The sequence below is a fragment of the Sphingopyxis sp. QXT-31 genome, assembly GCF_001984035.1.
Lineage (GTDB): Bacteria > Pseudomonadota > Alphaproteobacteria > Sphingomonadales > Sphingomonadaceae > Sphingopyxis.
Window position 1 is genome coordinate 982003 of record NZ_CP019449.1, and the last position, 14362, is coordinate 996364.

General features: G+C 66.9%; 10 protein-coding genes and 2 tRNA genes. 6 read left to right on the plus strand and 6 right to left on the minus strand.

Annotation, left to right across the window (positions count from 1 at the left end; genetic code table 11):
• Positions 1-14: 14 nt before the first annotated feature.
• On the plus strand, positions 15-809 hold the full coding sequence (locus tag BWQ93_RS04850; RefSeq protein ID WP_077029533.1) for an SDR family oxidoreductase: 795 nt from the start codon (positions 15-17) through the stop codon (positions 807-809).
• Positions 810-852: 43 nt separating this feature from the next.
• Here BWQ93_RS04850 and BWQ93_RS04855 read toward each other — a convergent pair.
• Both BWQ93_RS04855 and cpdR read right to left on the minus strand, forming a co-directional pair.
• Positions 853-927: transfer RNA gene (locus BWQ93_RS04855), tRNA-Val, on the minus strand.
• 70 nt (positions 928-997) lie between these two features.
• Positions 998-1375: a cell cycle two-component system response regulator CpdR gene (cpdR, locus tag BWQ93_RS04860; protein ID WP_058808920.1), complete on the minus strand. Its 378-nt coding sequence runs from the start codon at positions 1373-1375 to the stop codon at positions 998-1000.
• Positions 1376-1506: 131 nt separating this feature from the next.
• Here cpdR and BWQ93_RS04865 point away from each other — a divergent pair, with 131 nt between their 5' ends.
• Positions 1507-2391, plus strand: a complete 885-nt coding sequence (locus BWQ93_RS04865) for an N-formylglutamate amidohydrolase (RefSeq protein WP_232314739.1) — start codon at positions 1507-1509, stop codon at positions 2389-2391.
• Between the two features lie 182 nt (positions 2392-2573).
• Here the strand turns inward: BWQ93_RS04865 and BWQ93_RS04870 are convergent.
• Positions 2574-2650, minus strand: a tRNA-Pro gene (locus tag BWQ93_RS04870).
• A 111-nt stretch (positions 2651-2761) separates the two neighbouring features.
• Complete coding sequence (locus tag BWQ93_RS04875; protein ID WP_077029534.1) at positions 2762-3190, minus strand: JAB domain-containing protein; 429 nt, start codon at positions 3188-3190, stop codon at positions 2762-2764.
• A 103-nt stretch (positions 3191-3293) separates the two neighbouring features.
• On the opposite strand from BWQ93_RS04875, the gene thyA reads away from it, so the two are divergent.
• From thyA to BWQ93_RS04895, 4 genes are all read left to right on the plus strand, one after another.
• The gene (gene thyA / locus BWQ93_RS04880; protein ID WP_077029535.1) at positions 3294-4253 is read left to right on the plus strand and encodes a thymidylate synthase; all 960 of its coding nucleotides are present in this window, start codon (positions 3294-3296) and stop codon (positions 4251-4253) included.
• Positions 4254-4347: 94 nt separating this feature from the next.
• On the plus strand, positions 4348-5643 hold the full coding sequence (locus BWQ93_RS04885; RefSeq protein ID WP_077032208.1) for a 3-methyl-2-oxobutanoate dehydrogenase (2-methylpropanoyl-transferring) subunit alpha: 1296 nt from the start codon (positions 4348-4350) through the stop codon (positions 5641-5643).
• Positions 5644-5663: 20 nt separating this feature from the next.
• Positions 5664-6668, plus strand: coding sequence for an alpha-ketoacid dehydrogenase subunit beta (locus BWQ93_RS04890; RefSeq protein ID WP_077032209.1), 1005 nt, complete (start codon positions 5664-5666; stop codon positions 6666-6668).
• 4 nt (positions 6669-6672) lie between these two features.
• Positions 6673-7962 (plus strand): dihydrolipoamide acetyltransferase family protein, encoded by a 1290-nt coding sequence (locus BWQ93_RS04895; protein ID WP_077029536.1) that lies wholly within the window; start codon positions 6673-6675, stop codon positions 7960-7962.
• A gap of 108 nt (positions 7963-8070) precedes the next feature.
• On the opposite strand, the gene BWQ93_RS04900 is transcribed toward BWQ93_RS04895, so the two are convergent.
• Positions 8071-13170 (minus strand): DUF11 domain-containing protein, encoded by a 5100-nt coding sequence (locus BWQ93_RS04900; RefSeq protein WP_077029537.1) that lies wholly within the window; start codon positions 13168-13170, stop codon positions 8071-8073.
• Between the two features lie 68 nt (positions 13171-13238).
• Positions 13239-14294 (minus strand): DUF11 domain-containing protein, encoded by a 1056-nt coding sequence (locus BWQ93_RS04905; protein ID WP_077029538.1) that lies wholly within the window; start codon positions 14292-14294, stop codon positions 13239-13241.
• Positions 14295-14362 lie beyond the last annotated feature (68 nt).

The following is a 14362-nucleotide window of genomic DNA, read 5'->3' on the forward strand; positions in this document are numbered from 1 at the left end:
AAAGGGAGAAGGCAATGACGAGTGCGTTTCGCGACAATCTGCTGGCGGGCAAGACGGCATTCGTCGCCGGCGGCACCAGCGGCATCAACCTCGGCATCGCCAAGCGTTTCGCCGAACTCGGCGCGAAGGTTGCGGTGGCCGGGCGCGATCCCGACAAGGCGCAGCGCGCTGCTTCCGACATCGGGCATGACGCGATCGGCCTGTCGGGCGATGTGCGCGACTATGCCGCGATTCGAGGAGTGATGGAGACGGTCGTCGACAAATTCGGTCCGATGGACATCGTGATCTCGGGCGCGGCGGGCAATTTCCTTGCGCCGGTGCTCGGCATGTCGGCCAATGCCTTCCGTACCGTGGTCGACATCGACCTCAACGGCACCTTCAACGTGTTTCGCGGCTGTCACGACCTGCTCAACCGCCCCGGCGCGTCGCTGATCGCGATCACCGCGGGGCAGGCGATCAACGCCTCGGCGCTGCAAGCGCACGCCTGCGCCGCGAAGGCGGGGATCAACCAGCTCATTCGCGTGCTCGCGCTCGAATGGGGGCCCGAGGTGCGCGTCAACGGCATCTCGCCGGGGCCGATCGCCGGGACCGAGGGCATGGCGCGGCTCGCGCCCGACGCCGGCACGCGCCAGTCGCATTTCGACCGCATCGCGATGAAGCGCTGGGGCGAGATCGAGGAGGTCGCCGAATCGGCGGTGTTCCTGTGCAGCCCCGCAGCGGGCTATATCACCGGCACGATCCTAGACTGCGACGGAGGCAGCCAGATCGGCGACGCCTCGCGCGGCGACCTGGCGAAGGGCATGGCCTGAACGCAAAAAGGCCGCCAACCCAGAGGGAAAGCGGCCTTTTTAATGGTGGGCGTGGCAAGGATTGAACTTGCGACCCCTGCGATGTCAACACAGTGCTCTACCACTGAGCTACACGCCCATCCCTTGGGGTGACGCGCCCCCTAATATCCCCCGCACCGCTTGGCAAGCCCTTCGGTGCGGGAATGTCCTTATTGTTGGTGCGAGCGGTCGGCGCGGCCGAAGAGATTGTCGACCTCGCGCACCAGATCCTTGAGGTGGAAGGGCTTCGACAGCAATTTGGCCTGCGGTACATTTTCCTCGGCGCGCAGCGAAACCGCGGCGAAACCGGTGATGAACATGACCTGCGTCTGCGGCGCGACCTTTGCGGTGTGCTGCGCGAGCTCGATCCCGTCCATTTCGGGCATGACGATGTCGGAGAGCAGCAGGTCGAAGGTGCCCGAATCGATCAGCGGCACCGCCTCGGTGCCGCGGTCGACCGCGGTGACGTGATAGCCCGCGCTGGTCAGCGCGCGCGCGAGATATTCGCGCATCACGTCATCGTCTTCCGCCAGCAATATGCGAATCATGCTAATCGTCGCCCCCATGGTCCCGCCGCCGTGCCTCTGGGCATCGGGGCTATAATCGAAACCGTCTCATAGCGCGACAAACTTAACAAATTTCGGCGGCGCTGGATTCCCCGACCGATTTTTGCCACGTCATGCCGATGCGCCGCCGACCCGACCTTCCCGCCGCCATTGCCGTCGAGCGTCCGGCCGCCGGCGCGGCTCCGGTGGTGGTGTCGCTGGCGCACGCTGGACGCATCTACCCGCCCGAGATTCTGGCAGCCGCAAGAGCCTCCCAGCCCGAACTCGAGCGTCTGGAGGATGGTTGGTCCGACCTCATCGCCTCGCGCGCAACCGAGGCGGGGGCCACGGTGGTGCAGGCCCTGTGGGCTCGCGCCGTGGCCGATTGCAACCGCGGCGAGGGCCAAATGGCCCCCGGCGAGGTCGCACCGCAGTTGCGCGCGCAATTTTCGGCGCCGGGGCGCAAGGAGCGCGCGGGGCTGGGCGTGATTCCGACCCGGCTCGCAGATGTCGGTCCCTTGTGGAAAAAGCCGCTCGACCGCGCCGCGCTCGCCTGGCGCCTCGAATCGCTGCATCGCCCCTTTCATGCGGCTCTCACCGACGCGCTCGAAGCCACGCGGGCCCGGTTCGGGCATGCGATTCTCGTCGATCTGCACAGCATGCCCTCGATTCCGCCGGGGCAGGCGGGGCATGGCGCGCAGATCGTCGTGGGTGATCGTTTCGGCGACACCGCCGATCCGTGGCTGGTCGATGCGGTCGTCGCATCGGCGGAACGGTTCGGCGTGCCCGTCTCGCGTAACCAGCCCTATGCCGGCGGGCATATCGTCCGCACCCACGGGCGCCCCGACCGCGGGGTGCAGGCGGTGCAGATCGAGATCGACCGCAGCCTCTATCTGCGCCGCGATCGCACGCCCGACAGCGACAGACTGAAGCCTCTATCGAACTGGTTTTATGGACTTTTGCAGGAAATATCCGCCGCCTGGCCGGGCGCCGCGGCGCTGCCCCAGGCTGCCGAATGACGGCTGCCCAATAAAAAACCACCCCGTACCGAAGTACGAGGTGGCCAGGGTCCAGGGAGGACGCGCCCGCACCTTTCGGTGGGACACTGCGCCGCGATGGAAAGGGGGAAAACCATAGCGGCGTGACACCAATCTAGGTGTTCTGCCCGCATGTTACAAGGGGTGTTGATATCAAAAGAAACTGGTCGGGGAGAGAGGATTCGAACCTCCGGCCCCTGCCTCCCGAAGACAGTGCTCTACCAGGCTGAGCTACTCCCCGACCGATCTTGGCGAACGACCCTTGGGGCCGCCGCGAAGGCAGAGCGGTCCCCTAGACGCGCATCTTGCGAACTTCAAGCGCCAATCGGCATAGTCGCGAACATTGCCAGCATCAGAGCAATCCGGCACGCCAGAAGCTGAAATGGCCTTCCACGGTAAAGATCATATGGTCCGACAGCGCGATGCCGAGCGGCGACAGGAAGCGCGCGCATTCGCGCGTTGTCGCGATGTCGGCGTCGCTGGGGCGCGCGATTCCCGACGGGTGGTTGTGCGCGAGCAAGATCTGCGCGGGCCGCGCGCCGAGCGCCGCGCGCCAGACATGCGGCGGGATGACGCAGCGGCCGCTGCGGTCGCCCTCGGCATGTTCGACGCACAGCAGCCGGTCGAAGGCGTCGAAGCCCGCGATCAGCAGCATTTCGTCCTCGGCGGGGAAAAGCGGGCGCAGCAGCAGGCGCGCGAGTTCTTCCTCGTCGCCGCGCGGCACGAAACCGGGCGGCGCCGGCGTCGCGCCGGGCGTTTCGATGGGGTCATAGCGGGTCATGGCGCGCCTTCATGCGCCGCCGCGCGGCAAAGCCAAAGCGGGGATTGCCCCGCAATGGAGGATCGCCCGCGGCGCTTGCCGCGTCGTCGCAGCAAGCCTAGCAATGGGGCAAAGCCGGGAGCGAATCTTGCCTGAGTCCATCCATTATGAACTGCAATATCTCGACCTGATGCGCCGTATCTGGGTCGAGGGCGACGAACGCGTCGACCGCACCGGCGTCGGCACGCGCTCCCTGTTCGGCGAGACGATGCGCTTCTCGCTGAAGGACGATGCGATCCCGCTGCTCACCACCAAGCGCGTCTACTGGAAGACCGCGCTGCGTGAATTGCTGTGGTTCCTCACCGGCGACACCAATATCCGCGCGCTCGTGGCGCAGGGGGTCAAGATCTGGACCGACTGGCCGCTCGAAAAATATCGCCAGGCGACGGGCGAGGACATCAGCGCCGCGGATTTCGAGGCCCGGATCATTGCCGACGGGGATTTCGCTGCAAAATGGGGCGATCTGGGGCCCGTCTATGGCCACCAGTGGGTCAGCTGGCCGCGCTACGAGCCGGCGGGCGAGGGGCTCTATCGCCGTTCGGAGCAGGGCCACAACCAGATCGCGGCGCTGGTCGAGTCGCTGAAGACCAACCCCGGCTCGCGGCGCCACATCTTCACCGGCTGGAACGTCGCCGATCTCGATCGCATGGCGCTGCCGCCGTGCCACATGACCTATCAGTTCCACGTGCGCAGCGACGGCGGGCTCTCGTGCCTGCTCTTCCAGCGCTCGTGCGATCTCGGGCTCGGTTTCGCGTTCAACATCTTCGAGGCGGCGCTGCTGACGCGCATGATCGCCGAGCAGACCGGCCTCCACGCGCATGAGGTCGTGTGGACCGGCGGCGACGTGCATCTCTACCTCAACCACGCCGAGCTGGTCGAACAGCAGCTGCGCCGCATTCCCGACGGCGCGCCGAAGCTGCGCATCCTTCGCCGGGCTTCGAGCATTTTCGACTATCGGTTCGAGGATTTCGCGGTCGAGGATTATGCCCCGCAGGCGCATATTTCCGCGCCCGTCGCGGTCTGAGCGGCGCCGTTGCATTCGTATGGCGACCGAAATAATATGTCGCCACGTTGAAATATAACTAGGCGCAGTGATTCGCGCCTCAAAGGACGAGGACATGCCAGAGACGCCCCGGCCAGCGGCGAGCAACCTGCCGCCGCTGTCGCTCCATATTCCCGAGCCGCGCTACCGCCCCGGCGACACCCCCGACTTCGGCGACATCGTCGTGCCCGAGGTCGGTGCGACCCCGCGGCCGAGCGAGGACAGCAAGCCCGACGCGATGCGCGACCTGTGCTACGGCCTCGTGCGCGTGCTCGATTTCGACGGCGTCGCGACGGGGCCGTGGGATCCCAAGCTGACCCCCGAGCGGCTGCGCGTGATGCTGCGTTACATGATGCTGACCCGCGCGTTCGACGACCGCATGTTCCGCGCCCAGCGGCAGGGCAAGACCAGCTTCTACATGAAATGCACCGGCGAGGAGGCGACCTCGATTGCCTCGACGATGGCGATCGACCGCGCCGATATGTGTTTCCCCAGCTATCGCCAGCAGGGCATCCTGATCGCGCGCGACTATCCGCTGATCCAGATGATGAACCAGATTTATTCGAACCGCGGCGATCACCTGCTCGGCCGCCAGCTGCCGATCATGTATTCGGCGCCAGAGCACGGCTTTTTCAGCGTCTCGGGCAATCTCGCGACGCAATATCCGCAGGCGGTGGGCTGGGCGATGGCCTCGGCGTCGAAGGGCGACAATCGCATCGCGACCGTATGGTGCGGCGAGGGCTCGTCGGCCGAGGGCGACTTCCACTCGGCGCTGACCTTCGCGACCGTCTACAACGCGCCGGTCATCTTCAATATCGTCAACAACCAGTGGGCGATTTCCAGCTTCTCGGGCTTCGCCGGCAGCGAGCGCACGACTTTTGCGGCGCGCGCGGTGGGTTACGGGATCGCCGGCCTGCGCGTCGACGGCAACGACCCGCTCGCGGTCTATGCGGCCACGCAATGGGCGGCCGATCGCGCGCGGACGAACAACGGCCCGACCTTGATCGAGCATTTCACCTATCGCAGCGAGGGCCACAGTACGTCCGACGATCCGAGCGCCTATCGCCCCGCCGACGAGGCGACCGCCTGGCCGCTCGGCGATCCGATCGCGCGGCTGAAGCAGCATCTGGTCGCGCTCGGCGGATGGGACGAGGCGCGCCACGAAGCGCAGCGAAGCGAACTCGACGATCTCGTCAAGACGACCCAGAAGCAATCGGAAAAGCTCGGTATTTTGGGCCACGGTATGCACCAGCCCTTCGAGACGATGTTCCAGGACGTGTTCGAGGAGATGCCCTGGCACCTCAAGGAACAATGCGACCAGATGCTCGCCGAGCAAGAGGCCAAGTTCGGCCCCAATTGGAAGCCCGAATGATGAGCGGCGATGTGAAAACCATGAACATGATCGAGGCGATCAACAGCGCGATGGACGTCATGCTCGAGCGCGACCCCAACACTGTCGTGATGGGCGAGGACGTCGGCTTTTTCGGCGGCGTGTTCCGCGCGACCGCAGGCTTGCAGAAAAAGCATGGCAAGACGCGCGTCTTCGATACGCCGATCAACGAATGCGGCATCATCGGCGTCGCGGTCGGCATGGGGGCTTACGGTCTGCGCCCGGTCCCCGAGATCCAGTTCGCCGACTATATCTATCCGGGGCTCGACCAGCTCGTTAGCGAGGCGGCGCGGCTGCGCTATCGTTCGGCGAACGACTATATCTGCCCGATGACGGTGCGCACGCCTTTCGGCGGCGGTATCTTCGGCGGCCAGACGCACAGCCAGTCGCCCGAGAGCATCATGACGCACATCTGCGGCGTGAAGACGGTGATCCCGTCGAACCCCTATGATGCCAAGGGGCTGCTGATTGCGGCGATCGAGGATAATGATCCCGTCGTTTTCCTCGAACCCAAGCGCATCTACAACGGCCCGTTCAGCGGCTATTACGACCGTCCGGTCGAGCCCTGGTCGAAGCATGACGCGAGCGCGGTGCCCGAGGGCTATTACCGCATCGACCTCGGCAAGGCCGCGACGGTGCGCGAAGGCGAAGCGCTGACGATCCTCGTCTATGGCACGATGGTCCATGTGACCAAGACGATCGTCGAGGAAATGGGCATCGACGCCGAGATCATCGATCTGCGCACCCTGCTGCCGCTCGACATCGACGCGATCGAGGCGTCGGTGAAAAAGACCGGCCGCTGCCTGATCATCCACGAAGCGACGCGTACCTCGGGCTTCGGCGCCGAGCTTGCCGCATTGGTGCAGGAACGCTGCTTCTACCATCTCGAGGCGCCGGTCGAACGCGTCACCGGCTTCGACACGCCCTATCCGCACAGCCTCGAATGGGCCTATTTCCCCGGCCCGGTGCGCATCGCGACCGCGCTTACCAAGATTTTGAAGGACTGACGTCATGGCCCGCTATTCATTCCGTCTCCCGGACATCGGCGAAGGCATCGCCGAAGCCGAAATCGTCGCCTGGCACGTCAAGATCGGCGAGCGCGTCGAGGAAGACGCGCAGCTCGCCGACATGATGACCGACAAGGCGACCGTCGAAATGGAATCGCCGGTATCGGGGATCGTCGTCGAGCTGGCGGGCGAGGTCGGCGACCTGATCCCGATCGGCTCGACGCTGGCGGTGATCGAGACCGACGGGGATGGCAACGGCGACGTCGAAGCGCCGCCGGCCGATACGCCGGTCGAGGAAGAGATTGCGGCGGAAACGCCGGGTGCCGAGGAAGTGTCGGTCGCCGAAGTCGCCGCGCCGGCGCCCGTTGTCGCGCCTGCACCCACGCCGGCTCCCGCACCGGCGCCCACCCCGGTGGCCGCGCCGGCGCATGACCGCCAGGTCCTCGCATCGCCCGCGGTCCGCGCGCGCGCCAAGGATCTCGGCGTCGATCTCGGGCAGGTTCATGCCGAGGGCGACCGCATCCGCCATTCGGACCTCGACGCCTTCCTCCGCTACAGCGGCGGGCAGGGCTATCACGCGCCCGGCGCGAGCCGTGCGCGCGCCGACGAGCCGATCAAGGTCATCGGCATGCGCCGCAAGATCGCCGAGAATATGGCGGCGTCGAAGCGTGCGATCCCGCATTTCACCTATGTTGAGGAAATGGACGTCACCGCGCTTGAGGATATGCGCGCAGACCTTAACGCCAATCGCGGCGGGCGGCCCAAGCTGACGATGCTGCCCTTCCTGATCGTCGCGATCTGCCGCACCATCCCGCAATTCCCGATGATCAACGCGCGCTACGACGACGAGGGCGGCGTCGTGACGCGTTACGGCGCGGTGCATCTCGGCATGGCGACGCAGACCGATGCCGGGCTGATGGTCCCCGTCATCCGCGACGCGCAGGACAAGAATGTCTGGCAATTAGCGAGCGAAATCAGCCGCTTGGCGGAGGCTGCACGTACCGGGAAGGCGAAGGTCGAGGAACTGACCGGCAGCACCTTGACCGTGACCTCGCTCGGCCCACTCGGCGGCATCGCGACGACGCCGGTGATCAACCGCCCCGAGGTCGCGATCATCGGTCCGAACAAGATCGTCGAGCGTCCGGTGTTCGACGGCGACGAGCTCCGCCGCGCCAAGCTGATGAACCTGTCGATCAGCTGCGACCATCGCGTCGTTGATGGCTGGGATGCGGCGAGCTATGTCCAGGCGCTGAAGAAGCTGATCGAGACGCCGGTGCTGTTGTTCGCGGACTAAGGCCGACCCAATAACCCGTTCGTGTCGAGCGAAGTCGAGACACGTGAAGGCACGCGCGAACGCGGCGTGTCTCGACTTCGCTCGGCACGAACGGAATAGGGGTTGGGCCTACAAACCCAACCCCTGAAAGCTCGTCTGGTCGAACTTCAGCTTGAAGGTCACATAGGCCCCCGAGCGCGAATAGCGGCTGTCCTCGAAATCGCGGTCGTGGAAGCCCGCGAAATTATAGCCGAGCGTCACATTGGCATTCTTCATCGGCGACAGCGTGACCGTCGGCCCGCCCGCCCAGTTCACCGTGTCGCCGCCGGTGCCGACGCGCACGGTGCCCGACGCGCCGACATCGACATGCTCGCCCAAGTTGAAGCGGAAATCGGCGCCGAGCAGGTTCGACCAGCCCTTGACGTCGTCGGCACCGAACTTGTCGAAGTTATAGCGCGTGCCCCAGAAGACGCCGACTTCGGCGCATTCGTACCACATGCGGTCGCCGCCGCGGCGGTCGCCCACCTCGCGGTTGCCCATCGGGGTCCAGTTCACCGACAGGCTGTTGAGCGCGCGGCGGCTCGTCGCGTCGCCGTCGATCGTCAGCGCGCCGCCGCCGATCGGGCCAGGCTGGCCGGCGATCGCATCGCGGACCTTGTCCGAACGGAACTCGGTCTTGTTGAGCCACGACACGCGCGATTCGGCGGGGCGGTGCGCCCAGCTCATCTCGAAGCTCATGACTTCGGTCGTCGGTACCGTGCCGGCGCCGCTCGCCTTGGCGTAAGTGAAGAGCGCGCCCAGCGCGCCTCCTTCGCCGAGCTGGCGGAGGGTGCCGAGCGTCAGGCCGTAACGGTTCACGAGCTCGCCATCGCGATATTCGGCGCGCCCGGTCAGCGTCCAGCGCTCGGTGCGGTACGTCGCGCCGGTGCTGATCGCGACGAAATCCTCGGTCAGCGTGCCGTTGCCGCCGAGGAAGCCGCCCGAGGCGACCGGCTGGTCGGGGTTGAGCACATCGCCGGCGCGGATTCCGCCGAGCGTGCGATTGCCGTCGACCGAAATATCGACCGTCAACTTCTTGCCGAGCCGCAGCGACTGAGACAGGCCGTAAGCGGCGAAGCTGCGCGGGCCATATTCGCCGATATCCTGCTGGTTCGCGGTCGCGAGCAGCCGCGCGCCGGCCCAGGGGGCAAGGTCGAAGCCCAGCCGCGCGGTGCGCGCCTTGATGCTGTCGCCGTCGGCGATCTCGTAGCTGCCGACCAGGTTGACGTCGCGCGTGATCGCGAAGCGCGCGCCGAGCCGGTGGCGGGTCGGGAAATCGACGCTCGCATCCTTGCCGCCCAAGGCAAATTCGGTCTGCGCATCGAGTTCGAGGCGCTTTTCGAACAGGCGCTGCGTCGCGCCGAACTGGACGATGTTCGAGGTGTTGCGCGTGCCGTCGCTCAGCCGGTCGTCGGCATGGGTCAAACCTGCGCGGGCGACGGTGGTGCCATTGTCATATTCGACCAGCGCGCGTGCGGCGCGGCGGCGGCTGCCGACGTCGAGAAAATCTTCCTGCCACGCGCTGCCGGTCAGCGACAGCGTGCGTGTGGCACGGAGGCGGGCATCGACGCCGAACTTGCGCGTGCCGTCCTCGCCGCGGTTGAGCTGGCCCGCGCCGAAGCCGGTCTCGCGCTCGCGGACATAGGCGAGTACGTCGATGCTGCGGCTGTGGTGCTCGGCCTCGACCAGCCAGGCGGTGGCGCGGCCCGCGGCGGCGACCGCGCTGCCGCCCTTGGCCGAGGCGTCGCTCACCGCGATTTCGGCGCGGATCTCGGTGTCGACATTCGGGCGATAGCGCGCATCGACCCCGCCGAGGTTGGTCTTCGCGTCGCTGTCCTCGTCGTGGATGAAGGTCGCGCCGACGCGCAATTTCTCGTCGTCCGACTGATAGCTGACGCGGCCGCCGGCGTTGAGCACGCGCTCGCCGATGCCGTCGACCTCATATTCGGCGACGATGAACTGCGGGTCCAGCCCCGACGAGCGGCTGAGCACCGGCTCGCGGAAGCGCAAGGTGCCCGCGAAATAGTCGATGTCGTAATCGATGTGGCGCGTTAGGCTGCGCGTCTCGACGATGCGCTCGCTGTGCAGCCGGTCGCGCGTTTCGATCACGACGCGCTCGCTGTTCGGCAGGATATCCTTGGCGCCGAGCTGGTACGGGCCGGTCAGGCCGTTGCCCTGGATCTCGTCGCGGCGGAAACGGTAGGGGGTGTCGGCGGCGAAGGCGGCCGCGGCAACGTTGGGCCCGCGATATTCGGCCTTGCCGCCGTTGAGCGCCCGCTGGTAGCGGGCGAGCTGCGGTTCCGAGATACCGGTCTCGAAATCGCCGAACATGGCGTAGAATTGTGGGCGTTCGAGGCGCAGATAGAGCTTGCGCACCGAGGCGGCGTCGTAACGCGTCTCGTTGCGATCGGCGTAGATCGTGTAATAGGCGCGCGGGTCGATCACGCCGCCGAAGCGCGCGTCGTCCTTGTCCTTGTCGCTGTCATAAGCGAGCGTCATCAGCCATTTGCCGCGCACCCGGCCCTTGGCATAGAGCGCGAGGCGCGCGTCGCCGTTGAGGTCGTCGAGCGTTTCGGCGACCGGCTCCATGCGGTCGTCGAGCGTGTTGTAGCCGATCGTGCCGGCGGCGAAGCCGACGACGGTCCACGGGCGATCGCCGGGATCGAGCCAGGTTTCGATCGTCTGGTTGCGCGTCACTTTGTCGTCGCGGAAGGCGAAATCGATCGTCAGCGTGCCCGACGCGGTGGTCGGTTCGAGCTCGATATAGGCGATGCCGTCGTCGCCCGCGATCTTCCACACCGGCCGCGCGCGTTCGAGCCCCGAGAGCTGGCGCGCCTGCTGCGCATCGGCTTCCACGGCGGGGTAATAGGGGGCGGGGACGCTGAAATCGCCGGTGAGGCCGCTGCGAATGGGCTTGCCGTCGCGGTCGGTCAGGCGGACCGCGAGCACCGGGCGCGTCACGCCGTCGGCGACCAACACCGATTTCTCGCGGATCAGCGCTGCGCGCATCGGGGTGATCGAATAATGGATGCTGCGCTCGAGCGTTTCGATCGTGACGCCATTGGCGTCCTTGACCGTCGCGACGAGGCGGTTTTCGCCCTCGCGGATCTCGATCCCGCGCCAGATGCTCACTGCGACCTGGCCGTCGCCCGACTTGCGCGCGCCTTCGTAAGCGAGCGGGTCGACGGGTTTGCCGTTGATCGTCAGCGTCACCGTCTGCCCCGGCGCATGCTTGATCGCGGCGCGAACCGCCTTGGCGCGCGGATTATGGTCGGGGGCGGGGAAGAGCCAGGCGATGCCCGGGCCTTCGCCCTCAAGCCAGTCGCGGTTGGCGCCCGCGGCGTCGGGATCGCTGAGCACCACCGGCGCTTCGGCAGACTTGACGTCGGGCGCGGCGCGCGGGGCGCTGGCGATAGCGCGGAAATCGGCCCGCTTCAGCGAGCCGCCGCGGCCCTGCACGAAGCGCGAGATTGCGCTGCCGGCGCTCGCCGTCGAGCGTGCGCAGTCGATCGGTGCACGGTCGAGCGGCAGCGTCGAGGGATCGATCTGCACGACGTGCAGGCCGGGGCGCACGCCTTCGAAATGATAACGCCCGTCCTGGTCGGTGACCGCATAGCTGCCGTCCTGCAGCATCACGCGCACGCCGCCGATCCCTGCGGCCTTGCCCGGATTGACGCCGCAGCCACCGTCGGTGATGCGCCCGATGATCGTCATCCGGTCGCCGAGCTGGTCGCGCTTGATCGACACCGTCGCCTCCGAGACGTTCGACGTCGCGCCGCGACTGTCGGTCGCGGTGGCGCGGTTGAGCGCGTTGCCGGGCTGCGCCGAGACGATGACTTCGGCCAAATAAGTGAGCAGGACGCGCTGCCCCGCCGCGAGCGCGGGCAGGGTGACGCTGAATTCGCGGCCGTTTTCGGCTACGACCGGGTCGATGCGCACGCCGTTGGCGCGCACGCTGTCGAGCCGCAGCCGCATGCCCTTGGGCAGCGCGTCGCGCACCGTCACCACGCCGCTGGCGCGCCGCGAATCGCGGTTCGCGACCTCGATCCGGTACTGGATCACGTCGCCGGGCACCGCGACCTGCGTCGAGGTGGTCTTGCGCAGGATCAACTCGCCGCCGGGCTGGTCGACCGGGATGTCGATCCGCACCGGCGCCGGGTCGGCCAGCGTGAACGCCGCGCCATAACTCGCGGTGGTGATCGTATAGGGCAGGCCGTCGTCGGGCCTCCGGAAACCGGCCAGCGCCGCGGGATCGGCGGTCGATGGCGCGGTGAAGGGCGCCGGCGGATCGACTATCAGGCGATAGGTGCCGGGCGCCACAAAGGGGAAACGATAGTCCCCGGGCGGGAAATTATAGACGGTGCCGCCGCTGTCGGTCACCGTCTGGCCGGTGATGACGCTCGACGGATAGGTCGATACGCCGTCGTCGCCGAATACCTCCGCGGGCTGGCCGGTCGCGGCGTCGACGATCCTCACGCGGCTGCCTGCGACCGGGGCGCCGTCGCCGCTGTCGAAGACGATGCCGAAGGGATCGACGAGGAAGCTGATCTCGGCCGTCGCGACCAGGTCGGCGTGCGCTGCGTCAGTCACACGCATCGTGACGGTCGATCCGGGCGCAACCGACAGGCGGCAATCGCCTTGGACCAAAGGCGGCGGCATGCCGATGGTGTTGATGATGCCGATGAATTCGCCGCTGTTCGCCGCGGTTTCGGACAGGGTGATACGCTCGCGATCGCCATTTTCGAGCTCGAGCGTCACGACGAGCGTGTCGCGAGCATTGGCATCGATGTTGGCGCTGGTGAGCGTGACGCCCACCACGAGGACTTCACCCGCGTGAAAGCGCCCCGTGGGCTGCAGCGAGGCGGGATCGGTCGGAAGCGAGGCGAAAACGCCGCTCGGTTCGATCAGGCTGGGACCGTCGGTGCCCTGGCAGCGCGTCGGGACGACCGGTGCAGAGACGGAGCCGAGGTTGTTGCTCAGCCGGTAGGTGCGGATTCCCGGCCGCTCGGGGGGCAGGGGCGTCACGGTCACGTCGACGCGGTTCGACAGCGTTTGGGCGCTGGAGCCGCTCGCGGTCCATTCGGCCGTCGCGGTATTGGAAATGACCTGGGCGTGCGCGGTCGTCGCGGGCAGCGTCGCTGCCGCAATCAAAGAGGCCGCAAATGCCAGATATTTCGAGAAAAGGGCCATGGGCGCTCGGGCAAGGGGGGAGCGCCGCCGGAATGACCCGGCGTCGCTGCCCTTACCCTGGTCCGCGATCAGTTGACGGTGGCGCGGAAGACCAGCGTGCGCGTCGCGCCCGCCGCCACCGTGGCGATCGTCCCTGACACGACGGGCGCGGCATAGCTGCCGCCCGCCGTACCATCGGCGTTGCACGTGCCGCCGCTGACCGTCCCGCCCAGCAGGATCGTGCTCGCGGTATAGGTCAGCTGCGTTGGCACGCTATCGCTGATCGACACGCTCGTCGCATCGGCAGCGCCCGTATTGGCCACCGCGATGCAATATTCGACCGTCGCGCCCGGGATCATCTTGGGATTCGAGGTCAGGTTGAACGGGTCGGAGATCACGCGGCTGGTCTTGGTGACCGTCAGCGTCGCCGTCTGCACCGTATAATCGTCGGCGGCGCTGTGCGCGGCGTCGCGATTGGCGTCGTTGACGCCGATGCCGTCGGCAAAGACGGTGTCCTTGGCCGCGGTGTTGGCGCCCGCAGTCTGCGTCACCGCCGCACCCTGGCTGCCCGCGGTGCCGCCTTCACGCGCCGTAGCGCGCAATTGCACCCCCGCCACCGAGCCGTTGGCGAGGCCGGTGGGGATGTCGGCGAGCACGAAGATCCGCGCCGTCGCGTCGGCGGCGAGTTCGTCGACATAGGTGACGAGGGCGTCGCCCACGTCCCAGCTGCCGACCGTCCCGGTCGTCGGATTGTCGCGATAGACGCGGATATTGGTCGCGTTGAAGCTATCGGTGCCGCCATGCGCCGCGGTGCCGCCTGTGATCTGGGTGGCCGCGAGCAGGAAGTCGAGGACCTCGTTCGACGTGTTGGTCACCTGGAAGGTGGTCACGGCGTTGGTCTGCCCCGGAACGACGCTAGTCGTCACGGTGCCGACTTCTTCGACGAGCAGATTCACCTTGCGGTCGACCACGAAAGTGTCCGACGCGCTTTGCTGAACCTGGCTCACGCCCCCGACCTGGAAATCGACGGTGGCGGTATTCGTAATCGAGCTGCCCGCGGTCGTGCCGGCGGCGAACGCCGGCGCGGAGGCGAAAGTTGCAATCGCCGCCAGACCCAAGGTGCCCATGTTCGCCAGCTTGGTCATCAGCTGAACTCCTAGGCTTTGGTTGGTTGCCAATCCCCACCGCCGGCAACCTCTAGGCGGTTTATCCT